This is a genomic window from Streptomyces sp. NPDC093795 (assembly GCF_044764665.1).
Taxonomy (GTDB): Bacteria; Actinomycetota; Actinomycetes; order Streptomycetales; family Streptomycetaceae; genus Streptomyces.
Genome location: NZ_JBIWIO010000002.1, coordinates 496,079 through 514,277, shown reverse-complemented (window position 1 = coordinate 514,277; position 18,199 = coordinate 496,079). Strand labels below are relative to the sequence as shown.

Sequence of the window (18,199 nt, the reverse complement as noted above, 5' to 3'; positions counted from 1 at the left end):
GGGGCAATTGAACAACTGCCCACATTCGCTCAACAAACAAACGACGGGACGGACACCTCCGCACAAAGGTGTCCGTCCCGTCGCCGTGATTCCGGAGCCGCCGCCCGCCGGTGAGGGTGGTGAGGTGACCGACGGCGCCCCCGGCCGTACCGGAGTGGTTCCGTGGATTCCCGCTGCTGAACGGGGGTTCAGGAGGGCCCGACCGCCGCTCCTGACCCCCCGTTCAGCAGGACTCAGCGGCTGTCGCTGCCCTTGGACTCGGCCGCCGCGCGGCCGGCCTCCAGACGCGCCACCGGGATCCGGAAGGGCGAGCAGGAGACGTAGTCGAGGCCCACCTCGTGGAAGAAGTGCACCGACTCCGGGTCACCGCCGTGCTCGCCGCAGACACCGAGCTTGATGTCGGGGCGGGTGGCCCGGCCGGCCTGGACGGCGCTGCGCACGAGCGCGCCGACACCGTCCTTGTCGATGGTCTCGAAGGGGCTGACGCCGAAGATGCCCTTCTCCAGGTACGCGGTGAAGAACGAGGCCTCCACGTCGTCGCGGGAGAATCCCCACACCGTCTGCGTCAGGTCGTTGGTACCGAAGGAGAAGAACTCGGCGGCCTCCGCGATCTGACCGGCGGTCACGGCCGCGCGAGGCAGCTCGATCATGGTGCCGAGCGCCAGCTTGAGCTCCACCCCGGTCCGCGCCTGGACCTCCGCGATGACCGTCTCGGCCTCCTCGCGGACGATCTCCAGCTCCTGGACGGTGCCGACGAGCGGGATCATGATCTCGACGCGCGGGTCGCCCTTGGCGTCGATGCGCTGCGCCGCGGCCTCCGCGATCGCCCGCACCTGCATGGTGAACAGGCCGGGGATGACCAGGCCGAGACGGACACCGCGCAGACCCAGCATCGGGTTCTGCTCGTGCAGCCGGTGCACGGCCTGGAGCAGGCGCAGGTCGTTCTCGTGCGGCTCCTTGCGGGACTCCGCGAGGGCGACGCGCACCGAGAGCTCGGTGATGTCGGGCAGGAACTCGTGCAGCGGCGGGTCGAGCAGCCGGACCGTGACGGGCAGCCCGTCCATGGCCTCGAAGAGCTCGACGAAGTCCGTCTGCTGGAGCGGCAGCAGGGCTTCCAGGGCCTGGTCGCGCTCGGCGTCGGTGTCCGCGAGGATCAGCCGCTCGACGTACTGGCGACGCTCGCCGAGGAACATGTGCTCGGTGCGGCAGAGGCCGATGCCCTGGGCGCCGAAGCGGCGGGCGCGGTTGGCGTCCTCGGCGTTGTCGGCGTTGGCGCGGACCCGGAGACGGCGGACGCGGTCTGCGTAGGCCATGATCCGGTGGACGGCGGCGACGAGCTCGTCGGCGTCGTCGGCGCCGGCGTGCATCCGGCCCTCGAAGTACTCGACGACCGGGGACGGTACGACGGGTACCTCACCGAGGTAGACCTTGCCGGTGGAGCCGTCGACGGAGACGACGTCACCCTCCTCGACGACCTGGCCGTCGGCCGTGGTCATCCGGCGCCGCTTGGTGTCGACCTCCAGCTCCTCGGCGCCGCAGACACAGGTCTTGCCCATGCCGCGGGCGACGACGGCCGCGTGCGAGGTCTTGCCGCCGCGGGAGGTGAGGATGCCCTCGGCCGCGATCATGCCGTCCAGGTCGTCCGGGTTGGTCTCACGGCGGATCAGGATGACCTTCTCGCCGGACCGGGACCACTTGACGGCGGTGTACGAGTCGAAGACGGCCTTGCCGACGGCGGCGCCCGGGGAGGCGGCGATGCCGCGCCCGATCTGCTCGGCCTTCGCGTCCTCGTCGAACTTGGGGAACATCAGCTGGGCGAGCTGCGCGCCGTTGACCCGCTGGAGCGCCTCGGCCTCGTCGATCAGGCCCTGGTCCACGAGCTGGGTGGCGATGCGGAAGGCGGCACCGGCGGTGCGCTTGCCGACACGGGTCTGGAGCATCCAGAGCTGGCCGCGCTCGATGGTGAACTCGATGTCGCAGAGATCCTTGTAGTGGGTCTCCAGCGTCTCCATGATGTGCATCAGCTGGTCGTACGACGTCTTGTCGATCGACTCGAGGTCGGCCAGCGGCACGGTGTTGCGGATGCCGGCGACGACGTCCTCGCCCTGCGCGTTCTGCAGGTAGTCGCCGTAGACGCCCTGGTGGCCCGAGGCCGGGTCGCGGGTGAAGGCGACACCGGTGCCGGAGTCCGGGCCGAGGTTGCCGAAGACCATCGAGCAGACGTTGACGGCGGTGCCGAGGTCGCCCGGGATGCGCTCCTGGCGGCGGTACAGCTTCGCGCGGTCGGTGTTCCAGGAGTTGAAGACGGCCTCGATGGCGAGGTCCATCTGCTCACGCGGGTCCTGGGGGAAGTCGCGGCCGGTCTCGGCCTTCACGATCTTCTTGAACTGCTTGACGACCTTCTTGAGGTCGGCGGCGTCGAGGTCGGTGTCGCTGGCGACCTTCTTCGCGACCTTGACCTCGTCGAGGGCGTCCTCGAACAGCTCGCCGTCGACGCCGAGGACGGTCTTGCCGAACATCTGGATGAGCCTGCGGTACGAGTCCCAGGCGAAGCGCTCGTTGTCGGCCTGGCGGGCGAGGCCGGCGACGGACTCGTCGGAGAGACCGATGTTGAGGACCGTGTCCATCATGCCCGGCATGGAGAACTTGGCGCCCGAGCGCACGGAGACGAGCAGCGGGTCGTCGGCCTGGCCGAGCTTCTTGCCCATCTTCTTCTCGAGAGCGTCGAGGTGGGCGGACACCTCGTCGCGGAGCGCCACGGGCTCCGAGCCGCTCTCGAGGTAGACCTTGCACGCCTCGGTGGTGATCGTGAACCCGGGGGGGACCGGCAGACCGAGGTTGGTCATCTCGGCCAGGTTCGCGCCCTTGCCACCGAGCAGGTCCTTCAGGTCCCTGTTGCCCTCGGTGAAGTCGTACACGAACTTCTGATCATTGTTTTCCGACACGGGTCCCGACTCCTCGATGACTCGGTTGGCTGCCCTGACGGCGAGGAACATACCCAGATCGAAGGCTTCTGGGGAGGTACGCCTAGCGGTCACGTGGCCGTAACCACCCGTCCGCCAGCACTTCGAAAGTAACCGAGAAGTAGCTTCCGCTTTCACGGCCCGAAGGCGGCATGACCGAAAGCAGGGGCAACACGCTCACGTGAGCGCGCATCCGAGCACTTGCGTTCAAGTCTTGAACACAGAAAGGGTGGCACCCAGTGCCACCCTTTCAGGCAGTGCAGCCGCTCGTAACCTGCTCGTTTGAGCACCCACCCCCTCAAGGGTGGCGAGGATCACTCCTCAGAGGAGGCCGAATCTCAGCCGCCGGACGTGTCCAGCTCGGCGTCCTCGCCCACTCCCGCGCAGTCGTAGGGGTCCTTCAACCAGCCGTCCGGCAGGACAACCCGGTTGTTTCCGGACGTACGACCCCGAGGGCCGTCGGCACCCACCGGCCACGACTGATCCAGGTCCAGCTCGCTCAACTGAGCGCGCAGCTCGTCCAGGGACGAGGTGATGGCCAGCTTCTTGCGCATCTCGGAGCCCACCGCGAAGCCCTTCAGGTACCAGGCCACATGCTTGCGGAAGTCGATGACACCACGGGCCTCGTCGCCCAGCCATTCACCAAGGAGCCGCGCGTGCCGCACCATCGCGTCCGCGACCTCCCGGAGACCGGGCTGGGCATAGGAACCGGTGCCCTCGAAGCCCGCCACCAGATCCCCGAAGAGCCAGGGGCGGCCCAGACAGCCGCGCCCGACGACCACGCCGTCGCAGCCCGTCTCCCGCATCATCCGCAGGGCGTCGTCGGCCGACCAGATGTCACCGTTGCCGAGCACCGGGATCTCGGGCACGTGCTCCTTGAGGCGCGCGATCGCGTCCCAGTCGGCCGTGCCTCCGTAGTGCTGGGCGGCGGTCCTGCCGTGCAGGGCGATCGCCGTGACGCCCTCCTCGACCGCGATCCGTCCCGCGTCCAGGTACGTGATGTGGTCGTCGTCGATGCCCTTGCGCATCTTCATCGTGACCGGCAGGTCGCCCGCGTTGGTCACGGCCTCGTTCAGGATCGCCCGCAGCAGCGGCCGCTTGTAGGGCAGGGCCGAGCCGCCGCCCTTCCGCGTGACCTTGGGGACCGGGCAGCCGAAGTTCAGGTCGATGTGGTCGGCGAGGTCCTCGTCGACGATCATCCGCACGGCCTTGCCGACGGTCACGGGGTCCACCCCGTAGAGCTGGATCGAGCGCGGCTTCTCGGTCTCGTCGAACCGGATGAGCTGCATCGTCTTCTCGTTGCGCTCGACCAGGGCGCGCGTCGTGATCATCTCGCTCACGAACAGCCCCTTGCCGCCGGAGTACTCGCGGCAGAGGGTACGGAAGGGGGCGTTGGTGATGCCGGCCATGGGGGCGAGCACCACCGGCGGCTGCACGATGTGCGGGCCGATGGCGAGAGGGGTGAACGCGGTCATGGGCCCATTGTCGCGTACTCCGGAGGTCTTTAGTTAGCCGTACTATCCGCGCATGGCGGAGCTCACAGTCGTCGGGCCCGCCTGTGCGGGGACCACGACGTCCTCGCGGTCCACGGCGCCCTCGTGGTCCACGGCGTCCTCGCGGACCACGAGGTCGAGGAGCCTGGCGACGCCGGCCCGGGTCTCCTCGTCCACGGGGACGTAGGTGACGAGGTGCGGCCCGGCGGTCGGGCCGAGCCAGAGGTTGGTGTGCTCGAACCTGAGCAGACCCACGCGCGCGTTGCGGACGATTTTGGTGCGGCCGCCCGGGGCGACCACGTCGTGCCTGGCCCAGATATCCCGGAACTCCGGCGAGGCCTCTTCGAGCCGCCGTACGAGCGCCTTCCAGGCGGGCTCGGCCAGGTGCTCGGCCATGGAGGCGCGGAGCTTCCCCGCGAGCAGCGGGAGCAGCTCCGGCAGATCGGTGGCGGCGGCCCGGAAGTCCTCGTTGGTGAAGGCCAGCCAGAGGGAGTTGCGGTCCTCGCGGGGCAGGGCGTCCAGGTCGCAGAAGAGCCGCCCGAAGGTCCGGTTGTGGGCGAGGAAGTCGAAGCGGCTGTTCTGGACGGCGGCGGGGAGGGGCTCCAGCTGCTCCAGGAGCGCCCGCAGCGCGGGGGTGACGGCCGGGCAGGGCGCGCCGGGGTGCGGGTCGGACTGCCCGGCGAGGGAGAAGAGGTGACTGCGCTCGGTCGGGTCGAGGAGCAGCGCGTCGGCGACGGCGTCGAGGACCTGGGGGGAGACCTGGATGTCCCGGGCCTGTTCGAGCCAGGTGTACCAGGTGACGCCGACGGCGGAGAGGTGGGCGACCTCCTCGCGGCGCAGGCCGGGGGTGCGGCGGCGGCGCCCCCGGGGCAGGCCGACCTGCTCGGGGGTGATGCGCTCGCGGCGGCTGCGCAGGAAGGCGGCGAGCTCGTGTCGCCGCGTCTCGGGTTCGGCGGTCATCGCTGTCGTCACGCTCCCAGGGTGCGGGGGCGGGCGGCCCTGTGCCAGGTAGTGGTTGTACCAGGATAAAGAGGCTCTGGTACCAGGCTGAGCGGGGGCGGATCGTCGGACCCGTGACTCCGACCTCCGCTTCGCCCCGGCCCGGCGCCCCGACCACCGCAGCACCCGGCACCGCCTCTCCCGGCTCTCCCTCCCGTCCAGGCTCTCCCTCCGGCCCCGCGTCCCCCTCCGGCCCCGCGTCCCCCTCCGGCCCCGCGTCCCCCTCTGCCCCCGCGTCCCCCTCTGGCCCCACCGGCGCCGCCTCCCCCACCGGCCCCGCCTTCCCCACCGGCCCCGCCTTCCCCACCAGCCCCGCCGACCCTGCTGACCCCGCCTCCCCCACCGGTTCCACTGGCCCCATCTCCCCCGCCTCCCCCGCCGCCGCCCCCGCCCTCGGCCCGCTCGGGCTGTTCACCGTCCTGCTCGGCGCCTCGCTGCCCCTGATCGACTTCTCCGTCGTCAACGTCGCCCTGCCGTCCATCGACCACGACCTCGCCGCGGGCCCGGCCCTGCTCGAACTCGTGGTCGCCGGGTACGGCCTGTCGTACGCCGTGCTGCTCGTCCTCGGCGGGCGGCTCGGCGACCTCGCCGGCCGGCGGCGGCTCTTCCTCGCCGGCATGGCGGCCTTCGGCCTGACCTCCCTCGCCTGCGGCCTCGCGCCGGACGCCTGGACGCTGGTCGCGGCCCGGGTGGCGCAGGGCGCCGCGGCGGCGCTGATGCTGCCGCAGGTCCTCGCCACCATCCACTCCTCGACGTCGGGCCCGCGGCGGGCGAAGGCGCTCAGCCTGTACGGGGCGACCGTCGGGCTCTCGATGATGGTGGGCCAGATCCTGGGCGGGGTGCTGGTCACCGCCGATCTCGCGGGCTCCGGCTGGCGGTCGGTGTTCCTGGTGAACGTGCCGGTGGCGGTGGCGGGCCTGGTCCTCGCCCTCCGTACCGTCCCGGAGACCCGGTCCGAACGGCCCGCCCCTGTGGACGTGCCGGGCACCCTGCTGCTCGGTCTCGCGCTGCTCGCGCTGCTCGTCCCGCTGACGGAGGGCAGGGCGGCCGGGTGGCCGCTGTGGACGTGGCTCGCCCTGGCCGTGTTCCCGTTCGCGGTGTGGGCGTTCTGGCGGGTGGAGCTGCGGGCGGACCGCGCGGGGCGTACGCCCCTGGTCCCGCCGAGCCTGCTCGATCTGGTGTCGCTGCGGCGCGGGCTGGTCCTGATCCTGCCGCTCGCGATGGGCTTCGGCGGTTTCGTGTTCGTGATCGCGGTGGCGCTCCAGCAGGGCCTGGGGCTGAGCGCGGTGGTCTCGGGCCTGGCGCTCGCCCCGATGGCGGTGGCGTTCTTCGCGGCCTCGCTCGCGGGTCCCCGGCTCGTACGGCGCTGGGGCACGCGTGTGGTGGCGGCGGGCGGCCTGGTCCAGGCCCTCGGCATCGGGCTGCTCGCCGTCACGGTCTGGCGTGCCTGGCCTGATCTCTCGGTCTGGCTCCTGCTGCCCGGCATGGCGGTCGCGGGCCTGGGGCAGGGCCTTCAGCTGCCGGTCCTCTTCCGGGTGGTGCTCTCGGAGGTCCCGCCGGAGCGGGCGGGGGTGGGCAGCGGCGTCATGGTGACGGCCCAGCAGTCGGCCCTGGCCCTGGGCGTGGCCACGCTCGGCTCGCTCTTCCTGAGTCTGGCGGCCTCCGCCCCGGCGGGCTCCGGCACGGCCCTGACGGTGACGCTCCTGGTCCAGCTCGCGCTGATCCTGCTCACGGCGGCGCTGTCGCTGCGCCTGCCGAGGACGGTGGGGTGACCGCCACTGACCGCCCCTGACCGCCACCGGGGGCGCGAGCGTGGCGACGGGCCCCGCCCGCGCCCCCGGTACGTCGGTCCGGCCCCGCTACCAGCGCACCGGCGCGAGCCTGGGGGCGTCGAAGCCGGTGCCGCCCCGGCCGGTCCAGATCTTCAGGGTGCCGTTGGCGTCCCGGGCGATGATGTCGGCCCTGCCGTCCTCGGTGAAGTCCCCGACGGCGGTCTCGGTGAGGGTCCAGCCCTGGGTGACGGGCTTCTTCGGCTGGAAGGAACCGTCGGGGTTACGGACCCACATCGTGAGGACCTTGCCGGCGTCCGTCGCCATGATGTCGGCCCCGCCGTCCCCGTCGAAGTCCCCGGCGACGGTCTGGGAGTACGTCCAGCCGCCCATGACCTCCCGCGGGCGCTCGAAGTCGGCGGTGGTGGGGCCCGTGCCCGCCCAGATCCTGAGCCGGCGGGTGCCTTCCTCGGCGGCGATGATGTCCGTTTCGCCGTCGCGGTCGAAGTCGGCGACCGCCACCTCGTCGTAGTTCCAGCCCAGCGTGACGCGTTCGCGGGGTCCGAAGTGGCCGTTCCCCGCGCCGGGCCACATCCACAGCTCGGGCGCGGTCGACCCCTCGGAGATCGGTGGCGTCCTGGCCAGGATGTCGGACCTGCCGTCGCCGTCGAAGTCGGCCGCGACGGTCTGGGTGTGGTTCCAGTCGTCGGTGACGTGCAGCGAGCGGTCGAACGAGCCGTCGCCCCGGCCGTACCAGAGCCTCAGCGTCGACGAGGTGGCGTCACGGGCGAGGAAGTCGGTCAGTCCGTCGCCGTCGACATCGGCGGCCGCGGTCTGCGAGAGGTGCCTGGACGTTCCGGTGACGGCCGCGGCGAGCGTCTCGGCGAGGCGCTCGGTGCCGGCGGCGTTGAAGTGCAGGTCGTCCACGGCCGACTTGTACGCGGGGTCGAGCCGGGTCGGTACGTCGTCCCGGGTGGCACGGTCGAAGTCGACGTGGTCGTCCAGGGTCCGGATGTGGGCGTTGACGCTCCGCCGGACCTGTTCGAGCGGGAGGCTCGCGGCGCAGGGGGCGGTGTCCTCCGTGGCGGCGGGGCATCCGAACGGGGGGATGGTCGCCACGGTGATCTCGATGCCACGAGCCCGGACGCTCGCCACGAGCTTGTCGATGCCCGCGATGAGCTCGGGTGCGCTCGCGCCCCCGGTCCTGATGTCGTTGACGCCCTCGTAGAGCACCACCCGGCGGACGCCGGGCTGGGCGAACACATCGCGGTCCAGGCGGTTCAGGGCGCTCGGGCCCGCGATGTCGAGGAGGTTCCGTGTCTGACCGGGCTCGACGGTGACCGGACTGCCGTGGTCGGTGAGGACCCGGTTGCTGTTCAGGCCCATGTTCAGGATGCCCGGCGCGGCCGGGTCGTGGTTCAGGATCCTGGCGAACGCGTCGGGCCAGCGCTGGTTCATGTCCGCGGTGGTGTGGGCGCCGTCGGTCTGGGAGTCACCGAGGGCGACGACGGTCCCCGGCGAGCCCGCGGTCTCCACGTCGACCCCGTTGAGCAGAGTCCACCGGTGAGGGCCGGTCGCGAATCCGGCCGCGGTGGCCTGACGCGTGAGGTCGCCCGTTCCCACGTAGGTCGGAGCCAGGGCGTAGGAGTGCACGGGGGCGCCCCTGACCTCGCCCGGAAGGTGGACGCTGACCAGAAGGTCATGGCCGGCGGTCACGGGGAGTTCGACCTTGTCGCTGACCAGCTCGCCTCCCGCCGGGAGGGTCCGGCTCCCGGTGAACGCCACCTCGTGTACGGCTCCGGTCGCCGCGCCCGTCTTCGCCGAGCGGGCGGCGATGGTGACGCGGCCGAAGGTGACGGGCTGATAACCGAAGGTGTTCGCGAAGCGGAGCCGGGTGCTCGTACCGCTCTTGTGCGGGTGGACGACCATGCGCAGGGTCTGGTTGTTCCAGACGGGCACCGTGGTGAGCGCTTCCGGCGGCGCGAGGGCCGCGCCCCAGCTTCCGGTCCAGGTCGTGCCCGGGGACGCGGTGGTCGTGTCCCGTACGGCGACGGAGAAGACGTGCAGGTTCGGGGCCGTCGGCAGCGTGACGGTCCTGACGGTCCTGTCGCGGTCGAGGGGGACGGTGACCGCGTAGACGTTCTTGCCCCCCGTCCTGTCCGGTCGGCCCGAGCTGAAGAACCTGTCGGTCACGGTCACCGCGGGCGCCGACTGGTCGGCGGCGTTCCAGATCCAGTCCTTCACGCCGAGGTGGTACGTCGACGTGGTGCCGTCGGTGTAGGTGACCGTGCCGTCCCCCTCCGCGGGCCCGTGCTCGGCGGCGGCCAGGAAGCCGAGGGCGTCGCCCTTGCCGGACAGGGGGAAGGTCTGTCCCTCGGCCTTCGCGTTGTCCCCGTCCGGGGTCGCGGCGGGCCAGGTGTGGACCGTGCCGTTGACGGTGATCCGCGCGCCCGGGTTCCAGCCGGCGGCGCTGAGCCGGGCGCCGGAGTAGCTGCCGCCCGCCCCGTCGAAGTCGGCCGCGGACGGCGGGTCGCCCCGGGTGACGGCCGTGTTGTTGAAGGCGTCCTCGAAGGATCCGAGGACGACTTCCCCGGTGGCCTCGGTGGCCCCGGTGGCCTCGGCATGGGCGGCGCCACCGGCCGGTCCTGCGGTGGCCAGCGCGAGGACGAGAGCGGACGCACCTGCTCTCACCCACCCGTAACCAGGTCTCCTGTACGGCACGAGCGTGCTTCCTCTCGATCGCGAGAAGGGCCCGGGGTGGCGAACACCCCGGGCCCTCCGTCGTGCGGTGACGGCTACTGCTGACCAGCCTCGCCGGTCACGGCGCTCTCGGCACTCCCAGTGCTCTCGGTGCTCTCCGCTCCCTGGGCGCGTTCGCGCATCTTCCTCAGGAGCTCCTGCTTCTGCTCGTCGGCGGTGCGGCGGGCGGCGCTGCCGCCCTGGGCGGCGCCGTGCTGGTCGGCGCGGGACAGCTTCTTGCGCTGTCCGCCGACGCCGAGGAGGTTGTTGCGTTTGGCCATGGGGTTCTCCCGTCAGTGAGGTGGGCGGTGGTGGAGCTCGATCAGCCGGGGCCGGTGCTCACTCGTAGATCTGGGAGAACGCGTACATGCCGGGCACGCTACCCCGGCGCCCCGCCCCCGGCACGTGATTTTCCGGGGGCGCTGCGGGCCCGACCCGTACGGGAAAGCCCCCGGTTCCGCGTTCCGGAACCGGGGGCTTCGCCGTACGTACGAGCAGACTCAGCAGCCCAGCAGGCGGCTGCCCAGGTAGCCCTGGATCTGGTCGAGGGAGACGCGCTCCTGCTTCATGGTGTCGCGCTCGCGGACGGTCACCGCGTTGTCGTCGAGGGTGTCGAAGTCGACGGTGACGCAGTACGGGGTGCCGATCTCGTCCTGGCGACGGTAGCGGCGGCCGATGGCGCCGGCGTCGTCGAACTCGATGTTCCAGTTCTGGCGCAGGTCCGCGGCGAGGCCCTTGGCCTTCGGGGAGAGCTGCGGGTTGCGGGAGAGCGGCAGGACCGCGGCCTTGACCGGGGCCAGGCGGTGGTCGAGGCGCAGCACGACGCGCTTCTCCATGACGCCCTTGGCGTTGGGGGCCTCGTCCTCGGTGTACGCGTCGAGGAGGAAGGCGAGCATGGCACGGCCGACACCGGCCGCCGGCTCGATGACGTACGGCGTGTACGTCTCGCCGGACTCCTGGTCCAGGTAGGACAGGTTGGCGCCGGAAGCCTGGGCGTGGGCGTTCAGGTCGTAGTCCGTGCGGTTGGCGACGCCCTCGAGCTCGCCCCACTCGCTGCCGCCGAACGAGAAGCGGTACTCGATGTCGGCGGTGCGCTTCGAGTAGTGGGAGAGCTTCTCCTTCGGGTGCTCGAACCAGCGCATGTTCTCCTCACGGAGACCCAGGCCCGTGTACCAGTTCCAGCGCTGCTCCATCCAGTACTCCTGCCACTGCTCGTCCTCGCCCGGCTTGACGAAGAACTCCATCTCCATCTGCTCGAACTCGCGGGTGCGGAAGATGAAGTTGCCCGGAGTGATCTCGTTCCGGAAGGACTTGCCCATCTGCCCGATGCCGAACGGCGGCTTCTTGCGCGCGGTGGTCTTCACCTGGGCGAAGTTGGTGAAGATGCCCTGGGCGGTCTCGGGACGCAGGTAGGCGACGGAGCCGCTGTCCTGGGTCGGGCCGAGGTGGGTGGAGAGCAGGCCGGAGAAGTTCTTGGGCTCGGTGAAGGTGCCCTTGTTGCCGCAGTTGGGGCAGTTGAGGTCGGCGAGGCCGTTCTCGGGGAGGCGGTTGTGCTTCTCCTCGTACGCCTCCTCCAGGTGGTCCGCGCGGTAACGCTTGTGGCAGGAGGTGCACTCGGTCAGCGGGTCGGTGAAGGTGGCGACGTGACCGGAGGCCGCCCAGACCTCGGTGGCCAGGATGACCGACGAGTCGATGCCGACGACGTCCTCACGCGCGGTGACCATGTAACGCCACCACTGGCGCTTGATGTTCTCCTTGAGTTCGACACCCAGCGGTCCGTAGTCCCAGGCGGCCTTCTGGCCGCCGTAGATCTCACTGCACGGGTAGACGAAGCCACGGCGCTTGCTCAGGCTGACGATGGTGTCGATCTTGTCGGCGGCCACGGTGCTCTCTTCATTACGACGACGAAGTGCGAATGCCACAGGTTACCGGCGCCCGCACCCCCCGTATCAAATCGGTTCGGAGAGGGGATCGCGCCCGGGCCCGCGAGGGACCGCGCGCGGGGACCGCGCGAGGGCCGGGTGGGCGGGGCCACACGTACGACAATTGACAATCGTTTCCAGTTTTGTTGAAAATGAGTGTCATGAACGTACGTCGCCTCATACCCAGCACCGCCCTCGCCGGAGCCGTCGCGCTCGGCCTCGTCTCCCTCTCCGCCTGCGCCGGGACCTCCGACGCCGCCGACGGGGGAAGCGGCGGCAAGCTGGACGTGGTGGCGTCCTTCTACCCCATGCAGTACCTGGCCGAGCAGATAGGCGGCGGCCACGTCGCCGTCAACACGCTCACCAAGCCCGGCGTCGAACCCCACGACCTGGAGCTCAAGCCGAAGCAGATCGGCGAGCTCGGCGAGGCCGACGTCGTCCTCTACCTCAAGGGCATCCAGCCCGCCGTCGACAAGGCGATCTCCCAGGCCGGCGTCAAGAACACCGTCGACGCCGCCACCCTCACGAAGCTCGAGACCCACAGCACCGGAGCCGGCCACGAGGGCCACGCGCACGAGGGCGAGGGACACGAGGGCGAGGCGCCCACCACCGGGGACCACGCCGCCGGGGAAGAGGGCCACGACCACGGCTCCGAGGCCGGCGCCGACCCGCACATCTGGCTCGACCCCGTGAAGTACGCCGAGGTCGCCAAGGGTGTCGGCAGCGCCCTGGAGAAGGCGGACCCGGACCACGCCGCCGACTACAAGAAGAACACCGACGCCCTGGTGAAGAAGCTCGGCGACCTGGACACGGCCTTCGAGAGCGGTCTGAAGAACACCGCGACGAAGACCTTCATCACCACCCACTCCGCCTTCGGCTACCTCGCCGAGCGGTACGGCCTGGACCAGGAGGGCATCTCCGGCGTCGACCCCGAGTCCGAGCCGAGCCCCGCCCGGATCAAGGAACTCCAGGACATCGCGAAGCAGGACAAGGTCTCCACCGTCTTCTTCGAGACCCTCGCGAGCGACAAGACCGCCAAGACCCTGGCCTCCGACGCCGGCCTGAAGACCGACGTGCTCGACCCCCTCGAGGGAATCACGGACGCCTCCAAGGGCGATGACTACATCGAGGTCATGCGGTCCAACCTCGCCGCGCTGCAGAAGGCCCTCGGCGCCAAGTGATCACCGCACCACAGGAGGTACGAGCCATGGCAGCCCCGGAAGCGGAACCCGTCATCTCCGTCCGCGGAGCCACCGCGGCCCTCGGCGCCCGGCCCGTCCTCCGCGGCGTCGACCTCACCGTCCGCCGCGGTGAGGTCGTCGCGCTGCTCGGCGCCAACGGCTCCGGCAAGTCCACCGCGGTCCGCGCCGTCATCGGCCAGGTGCCGCTGACCGGCGGCACGATCGAGCTGTTCGGCACGGAGCGCAGGCGCTTCCGCGACTGGGCCCGGGTCGGCTACGTGCCGCAGCGCACGACCGCCGCGAGCGGCGTCCCCGCCACCATCCGCGAGGTCGTCTCCTCCGGCCGGCTCTCCCGCCGCAGGTTCGGCTGGCTGACCAGGGCCGACAAGGCCGCCGTCGAGCGGGCCATCGACCTCGTGGGCCTCGCCGACCGCGCCAAGGACTCCGTGTCCGCCCTCTCCGGCGGCCAGCACCAGCGGGTCCTGATCGCCCGCGCGCTCGCCTCCGAACCGGAACTCCTGATCATGGACGAGCCGATGGCCGGCGTCGACCTCGCGAGCCAGGAGATCCTGGCGTCGACCCTGCGCGAGCAGGTCGCCGGCGGCACCTCGGTCCTCCTCGTCCTGCACGAGCTGGGCCCGCTGGAGCCGCTGATCGACCGCGCGGTCGTCCTCCGCGACGGCTGTGTCGTCCACGACGGCCCGCCGCCGAAGGCCGTCGGCCAGCACGCGCTGCCCGGCCACGACCACGTCCACCCCCACGCGGCCGATGAGCCGATCCGCACCGGATTGCTGACCTGATCATGGACATCCTCCAGCTCGCCTTCATGCAGCGCGCGCTCCTCGCGGCCGTGCTCGTCGGCATCACCGCCCCCGCCGTCGGCATCTACCTCGTCCAGCGCCGCCAGGCGCTGATGGGCGACGGCATCGGCCATGTCGCCATGACCGGCGTCGGCCTCGGCTTCCTGCTGAACTCCAGCCCCGTCTGGATGGCGACCCTCGTCGCCGTCGTCGGCTCGGTCGCGATGGAACTGATCCGGGCGTACGGGAAGACCCGCGGCGACCTGGCGCTCGCGCTGCTCTTCTACGGCGGCATGGCCGGCGGCGTCCTGCTGATCAACCTCTCGCCGACCGGCTCCAACGCCAACCTCAGCTCGTACCTCTTCGGCTCGCTCTCCACCGTCTCGACCGAGGACATCACCGCGATCGGCGTCCTTGCCGCCTTCGTGGTCCTCGTCACGGTCGGCCTGCGCCGCCAGCTCTTCGCCGTCAGCCAGGACGAGGAGTTCGCCCGGGTCACCGGCCTCCCGGTGCGCGCCCTGAACCTGCTGATCGCCGTCACGGCCGCGGTGACCGTCACGGTCGCCATGCGGGTCGTCGGCCTGCTGCTGGTCAGCGCGCTCATGGTGGTGCCGGTGGCGGCGGCCCAGCAGCTGTCGAAGTCCTTCCGTGCGACCTTCGTCCTCGCGGTGGCGACCGGGGTCACGGTCACCCTGGCCGGCACGGTCACCTCGTACTACCAGGACGTGCCGCCCGGCGCGACGATCGTGCTGTACGCGATCGGGGTCTTCGTCCTCCTGACCCTCCTGGCCACACCGCTCGCGAGGCGGCGGGCGCGGGCGGCCGAGGCCGGCGCGGAGAGCTGCGACGCACCGCTTCCGGCGACCCGGCGGCCGACGGACGACGTGAAGATCTGATCCGCTCGGATCCGGTCAGCGAGGAGTGACACGGGGGACTGGCAGAATGGCGGGGGCAGACAAGCATTCTAGGAGGCCCCCGTGGTGACGGCAGGACCCCCCGTACGAGGGCGCTCGACCAAGCAGCGGGCCGCCGTGTCGGCGGCGCTGAACGAGGTGGACGAGTTCCGCAGCGCCCAGGAGCTGCACGACATGCTGAAGCACCGCGGCGACTCGGTCGGCCTCACCACCGTCTACCGCACGCTCCAGTCCCTCGCGGACGCGGGCGAGGTCGACGCGCTGCGCACCAGCGACGGCGAGACGGTGTACCGCCGCTGCTCGACCGGCGACCACCACCACCACCTGGTCTGCCGCCTCTGCGGCAAGGCCGTCGAGGTGGAGGGCCCGATGGTGGAGCAGTGGGCCGAGGCGGTCGCCTCGGAGCACGGCTTCGTGAACGTGGCGCACACGGTGGAGATCTTCGGCACGTGCGCGGAGTGCGCCGAGAAGTGACCCGACGTACGACTCGACGTACGACCTGACATACGAGCTGGCGTATGAGAGGGCCCGCACCGGACGATTCCGGTGCGGGCCCTCTCGTACGCCTCAGACCTTGCTGGTGTTCCGGTCCAGGATCGCCCGCAGCCGGTCCGCGTCACCCGGCTCCGCGAGGCCCCGCTTGGGCAGGTACGCGAGGCCGGTGCCGGACGTGCGGTCCGTGAAGAGGACGAAGAGCCGGGGCGTCTCCGCGTACCGGGACAGCAGCGCCCACCGGATCGTCGTGTCGGTGTCCCGTGACGTCCACCGCCCGCCGTCCTCGTCCACGACCGCCCGCGCCTCCCCCTGGGAGCCGATCAGCCGGAAGAGGCTGTACGCCGTCACCCGGGGCAGCGACTCCGCGCAGCCCACGGCCACCGCACCGAGGGCGACCAGTTTGACGGCCGCCGCCCAGTCCGGATCCCTCGGCAGGAACAGCGCGACTCCCGCGCCCAGAAGGGTGAGCGCTCCGGCCGCCCAGGCCGCCCACCGCAGCAGCCGCCACCAGACGACGGCCCGCATCCGTACCCGTACCGCTTCGTTCACGTCGGCGAACTCGGCCGAGTAGACGAGCTCCACCTTCTCCCCCGCCGCCACCGGCTCAGCCCTTGTCGAGGACGGCCAGGTCGGCCGGGTCGACGCCGCCGAAGCGCCGGTCGCGCTCGGCGTACTCGACGCAGGCGCGCCACAGGTCACGCCGGTCGAAGTCCGGCCACAGCACGTCCTGGAAGACCATCTCGGCGTACGCGCTCTGCCAGATCAGGTAGTTGGAGGTGCGCTGCTCGCCGCTGGGCCGCAGGAAGAGGTCCACGTCCGGCATGTCCGGGTAGTAGAGGTACTTCTGGATGGTCTTCTCGGTGATCTTCGCCGGGTCGAGCCGGCCCGCCTTCACGTCCTCCGCCAGCGCCTGCGCCGCGTCCGTGAGCTCGGCCCGACCGCCGTAGTTCATGCAGAAGTAGAGCGTGAGCTTCGTGTTGTCCTTGGTCTGCTCCTGCGCGACCTGGAGCTCCTTGGCCACCGACTTCCACAGCTTGGGCATCCGGCCGACCCAGCGCACGCGCACGCCGAGCGCGTCGAGCTGGTCGCGGGACTTGCGGATGAAGTCGCGGTTGAAGTTCATCAGGAAGCGCACCTCCTCGGGCGAGCGCTTCCAGTTCTCGGTGGAGAAGGCGTACAGCGAGATCGACCCCACGCCCATCTCGATCGCGCCCTGGAGCACGTCGAGCACCTGCTCGGCGCCGACCTTGTGCCCCTCGGTGCGGGGCAGGCCGCGCTCCTTGGCCCAGCGGCCGTTGCCGTCCATGACGATCGCGACGTGCTCCGGGACGAACTCGGGCTGGAGCTTCGGCGGGCGGGCACCGGACGGGTGGGGCTCGGGAGTCGTGTACTCCCGACGCTGGCGCCCGAGGAGTCGTGCGATGGCCATGGCGTGGTCTCTCCTAGTTCTTCTCTACGTACCGCAGCGAGCGCAGGCCGCGCTCCAGGTGCCAGTGGAGATAGGCGGACACGAGTCCGCTGCCCTCCCTGACGTGACGCGGCTCGCACGCGTCCGCCGTCGCCCAGTCGCCGGTGAGCAGCGCGCTGAGCAGGCCGATGGCCTCCGCAGAGGGTACGACGCTTCCGGGGACCCGGCAGTCGCCGCAGATGACCCCGCCCGCCCCGACCGAGAAGAACCGGTTGGGCCCGTGGATCCCGCATTTCGCGCAGTCGTCGAAGCTGGGCGCGTAGCCGTTCACCGCGAGGGAGCGGAGGAGGAAGGCGTCGAGGATCAGATGGGGGGCGTGCTCGCCTCGGGCGAGGGTCCGCAGGCCGCCCACGAGCAGCAGATACTGCTGTACGGCGGGCTCGCCCTCGTGGTCGGTGAACCGTTCGGCCGTCTCCAGCATGGCGGTGCCGGCGGTGTAGCGGGCGTAGTCGGTGACGATCCCGCCGCCGTACGGGGCGATGGTCTCGCTCTGCGTGCAGAGCGGCAGGCCGCGCCCGACCAGCTCGCTCCCCCGGGCGAAGAACTGCACGTCCACGTGCGAGAACGGTTCGAGCCGCGCGCCGAACTTCGACTTCGTCCGCCGCACCCCGCGCGCGACAGCGCGTACGCGTCCGTGACCGCGCGTGAGGAGGGTGATGATGCGGTCCGCTTCACCCAGCTTCTGGGTGCGCAGCACGATGCCGTCGTCGCGGAACAGACTCATGGGCCCATTCTCCCGTACGGAAAGAGCATCGTGGCCGACCCCTTGGGTCACCCGGCCGGCCCGCGGCAAAACCGGTACCGTACGAGCATCCGCCCACGCGCAACGGAGGCACCCGTGAGCGCGCAGCCCGACGGCCCCCACGGCCCACTGATCCCGCTCCCCGAAGCCACCCCCGACGCTCTCCGAGCCGCCGTGGCGAAGATCGCACCCAGCCGGGTCCCGGCGCTCACCCAGCATCTCTTCGAGGCGACGACCAACGCCCAGCAGACCCAGAGCCTCGCGCCGCTGCGGGCCTTCGTCCACTCGTGGGCGGTGTTCGTGGCGATCGAACGGCACCCGGAGCGAGCGGCCCGGCTGCGGGAGCTGGAGCAGATCGTGGACGCCGGGGACGTGGACCCGACGGACGCGATCGTCGAGATCCGTCGCATCCGGCAGCGGGCGGAGTCCGAGGCCGGCCTGTGAGCGACTGGTCCTGGGACTACAACCCGAGCGCCGAGTACATCACTTCCGGCCTGCCCGTCGGTGTGGTGGCAGAGGTGGAGCGATTGGCCACCGAGCGCGCCGCGCTCGGCCACGAAGCCACCAAGGTCGGGCGTCCACTCGACCGCGAGGGCGGCCTACGAGAGTTCGACATCCTCGCCGGTCGCGGTTTCATCAGCTTCCTGGCCGTCCCGCGCCACGAGTGCGTCTACATCTGCAACATCACCTGGTACGGCTGAGCCCCTCCCGGGG

16 protein-coding genes are annotated in these 18,199 nt (G+C 71.0%); 7 read left to right on the top strand and 9 right to left on the bottom strand.

The genetic code is table 11. The features are described from left to right. Window positions 1-233 precede the first annotated feature (233 nt). The 3 genes from ppdK to ACIRB7_RS07320 form a co-directional block, all read right to left on the bottom strand. A complete protein-coding gene (ppdK, locus tag ACIRB7_RS07330) occupies window positions 234-2,945 on the bottom strand; it encodes a pyruvate, phosphate dikinase (protein WP_403593591.1) in 2,712 nt (903 codons plus the stop codon). Between the two features lie 356 nt (window positions 2,946-3,301). Further along, window positions 3,302-4,438 (bottom strand): tRNA dihydrouridine synthase DusB, encoded by a 1,137-nt coding sequence (dusB, locus tag ACIRB7_RS07325; protein WP_403593588.1) that lies wholly within the window; start codon window positions 4,436-4,438, stop codon window positions 3,302-3,304. Window positions 4,439-4,480: 42 nt separating this feature from the next. Continuing rightward, the gene (locus ACIRB7_RS07320; RefSeq protein WP_403594401.1) at window positions 4,481-5,416 is read right to left on the bottom strand and encodes a helix-turn-helix transcriptional regulator; all 936 of its coding nucleotides are present in this window, start codon (window positions 5,414-5,416) and stop codon (window positions 4,481-4,483) included. Between the two features lie 398 nt (window positions 5,417-5,814). On the opposite strand from ACIRB7_RS07320, the gene ACIRB7_RS07315 reads away from it, so the two are divergent. Continuing rightward, on the top strand, window positions 5,815-7,227 hold the full coding sequence (locus ACIRB7_RS07315; RefSeq protein ID WP_403594398.1) for an MFS transporter: 1,413 nt from the start codon (window positions 5,815-5,817) through the stop codon (window positions 7,225-7,227). Between the two features lie 87 nt (window positions 7,228-7,314). Here the strand turns inward: ACIRB7_RS07315 and ACIRB7_RS07310 are convergent, their stop codons facing one another. The 3 genes from ACIRB7_RS07310 to ACIRB7_RS07300 form a co-directional block, all read right to left on the bottom strand. Next, a complete protein-coding gene (locus tag ACIRB7_RS07310) occupies window positions 7,315-9,915 on the bottom strand; it encodes an FG-GAP-like repeat-containing protein (RefSeq protein ID WP_403593585.1) in 2,601 nt (866 codons plus the stop codon). 104 nt (window positions 9,916-10,019) lie between these two features. Next, window positions 10,020-10,244, bottom strand: coding sequence for a DUF6243 family protein (locus ACIRB7_RS07305; RefSeq protein ID WP_403593582.1), 225 nt, complete (start codon window positions 10,242-10,244; stop codon window positions 10,020-10,022). Between the two features lie 219 nt (window positions 10,245-10,463). Next, window positions 10,464-11,846, bottom strand: coding sequence for a glycine--tRNA ligase (locus ACIRB7_RS07300; protein ID WP_403593579.1), 1,383 nt, complete (start codon window positions 11,844-11,846; stop codon window positions 10,464-10,466). 200 nt (window positions 11,847-12,046) lie between these two features. Between ACIRB7_RS07300 and ACIRB7_RS07295 the strand changes: the two genes are divergently transcribed. From ACIRB7_RS07295 to ACIRB7_RS07280, 4 genes are all read left to right on the top strand, one after another. Continuing rightward, window positions 12,047-13,066: a metal ABC transporter substrate-binding protein gene (locus ACIRB7_RS07295; protein WP_403593576.1), complete on the top strand. Its 1,020-nt coding sequence runs from the start codon at window positions 12,047-12,049 to the stop codon at window positions 13,064-13,066. A 26-nt stretch (window positions 13,067-13,092) separates the two neighbouring features. After that, window positions 13,093-13,866: a metal ABC transporter ATP-binding protein gene (locus tag ACIRB7_RS07290; protein ID WP_403593573.1), complete on the top strand. Its 774-nt coding sequence runs from the start codon at window positions 13,093-13,095 to the stop codon at window positions 13,864-13,866. A gap of 2 nt (window positions 13,867-13,868) precedes the next feature. Next, a complete protein-coding gene (locus ACIRB7_RS07285) occupies window positions 13,869-14,762 on the top strand; it encodes a metal ABC transporter permease (RefSeq protein ID WP_403593570.1) in 894 nt (297 codons plus the stop codon). Window positions 14,763-14,843: 81 nt separating this feature from the next. Beyond that, window positions 14,844-15,254, top strand: coding sequence for a transcriptional repressor (locus ACIRB7_RS07280; RefSeq protein ID WP_351210118.1), 411 nt, complete (start codon window positions 14,844-14,846; stop codon window positions 15,252-15,254). Window positions 15,255-15,347: 93 nt separating this feature from the next. Here the strand turns inward: ACIRB7_RS07280 and ACIRB7_RS07275 are convergent, their stop codons facing one another. Genes ACIRB7_RS07275 through recO form a run of 3 tightly spaced genes read right to left on the bottom strand, consistent with a single transcriptional unit; the run spans window position 15,348 to window position 17,467 of the window. Further along, window positions 15,348-15,875: a YcxB family protein gene (locus ACIRB7_RS07275; RefSeq protein ID WP_403593566.1), complete on the bottom strand. Its 528-nt coding sequence runs from the start codon at window positions 15,873-15,875 to the stop codon at window positions 15,348-15,350. Window positions 15,876-15,879: 4 nt separating this feature from the next. Beyond that, window positions 15,880-16,704: an isoprenyl transferase gene (locus ACIRB7_RS07270; protein WP_403593563.1), complete on the bottom strand. Its 825-nt coding sequence runs from the start codon at window positions 16,702-16,704 to the stop codon at window positions 15,880-15,882. A 13-nt stretch (window positions 16,705-16,717) separates the two neighbouring features. Then, the gene (gene recO / locus ACIRB7_RS07265; RefSeq protein ID WP_351210112.1) at window positions 16,718-17,467 is read right to left on the bottom strand and encodes a DNA repair protein RecO; all 750 of its coding nucleotides are present in this window, start codon (window positions 17,465-17,467) and stop codon (window positions 16,718-16,720) included. 114 nt (window positions 17,468-17,581) lie between these two features. Between recO and ACIRB7_RS07260 the strand changes: the two genes are divergently transcribed. Both ACIRB7_RS07260 and ACIRB7_RS07255 read left to right on the top strand, forming a co-directional pair. After that, window positions 17,582-17,929 (top strand): DUF6247 family protein, encoded by a 348-nt coding sequence (locus tag ACIRB7_RS07260; RefSeq protein WP_403593560.1) that lies wholly within the window; start codon window positions 17,582-17,584, stop codon window positions 17,927-17,929. Next, window positions 17,926-18,186, top strand: a complete 261-nt coding sequence (locus tag ACIRB7_RS07255) for a hypothetical protein (RefSeq protein WP_403593557.1) — start codon at window positions 17,926-17,928, stop codon at window positions 18,184-18,186. The genes ACIRB7_RS07260 and ACIRB7_RS07255 overlap by 4 nt, the downstream gene beginning before the upstream one ends. Window positions 18,187-18,199: the final 13 nt, after the last annotated feature.

Coding starts and splice junctions, on each gene's coding strand:
- ACIRB7_RS07285 (WP_403593570.1), top strand. CDS start 13,869: ATGGACATCCTCCAGCTCGCCTTCATGCAGCGCGCGCTCCTCGCGGCC.
- dusB (WP_403593588.1), bottom strand. CDS start 4,438: ATGACCGCGTTCACCCCTCTCGCCATCGGCCCGCACATCGTGCAGCCG.
- ACIRB7_RS07320 (WP_403594401.1), bottom strand. CDS start 5,416: ATGACCGCCGAACCCGAGACGCGGCGACACGAGCTCGCCGCCTTCCTG.
- recO (WP_351210112.1), bottom strand. CDS start 17,467: ATGAGTCTGTTCCGCGACGACGGCATCGTGCTGCGCACCCAGAAGCTG.
- ACIRB7_RS07270 (WP_403593563.1), bottom strand. CDS start 16,704: ATGGCCATCGCACGACTCCTCGGGCGCCAGCGTCGGGAGTACACGACT.
- ACIRB7_RS07305 (WP_403593582.1), bottom strand. CDS start 10,244: ATGGCCAAACGCAACAACCTCCTCGGCGTCGGCGGACAGCGCAAGAAG.
- ACIRB7_RS07295 (WP_403593576.1), top strand. CDS start 12,047: ATGAACGTACGTCGCCTCATACCCAGCACCGCCCTCGCCGGAGCCGTC.
- ACIRB7_RS07290 (WP_403593573.1), top strand. CDS start 13,093: ATGGCAGCCCCGGAAGCGGAACCCGTCATCTCCGTCCGCGGAGCCACC.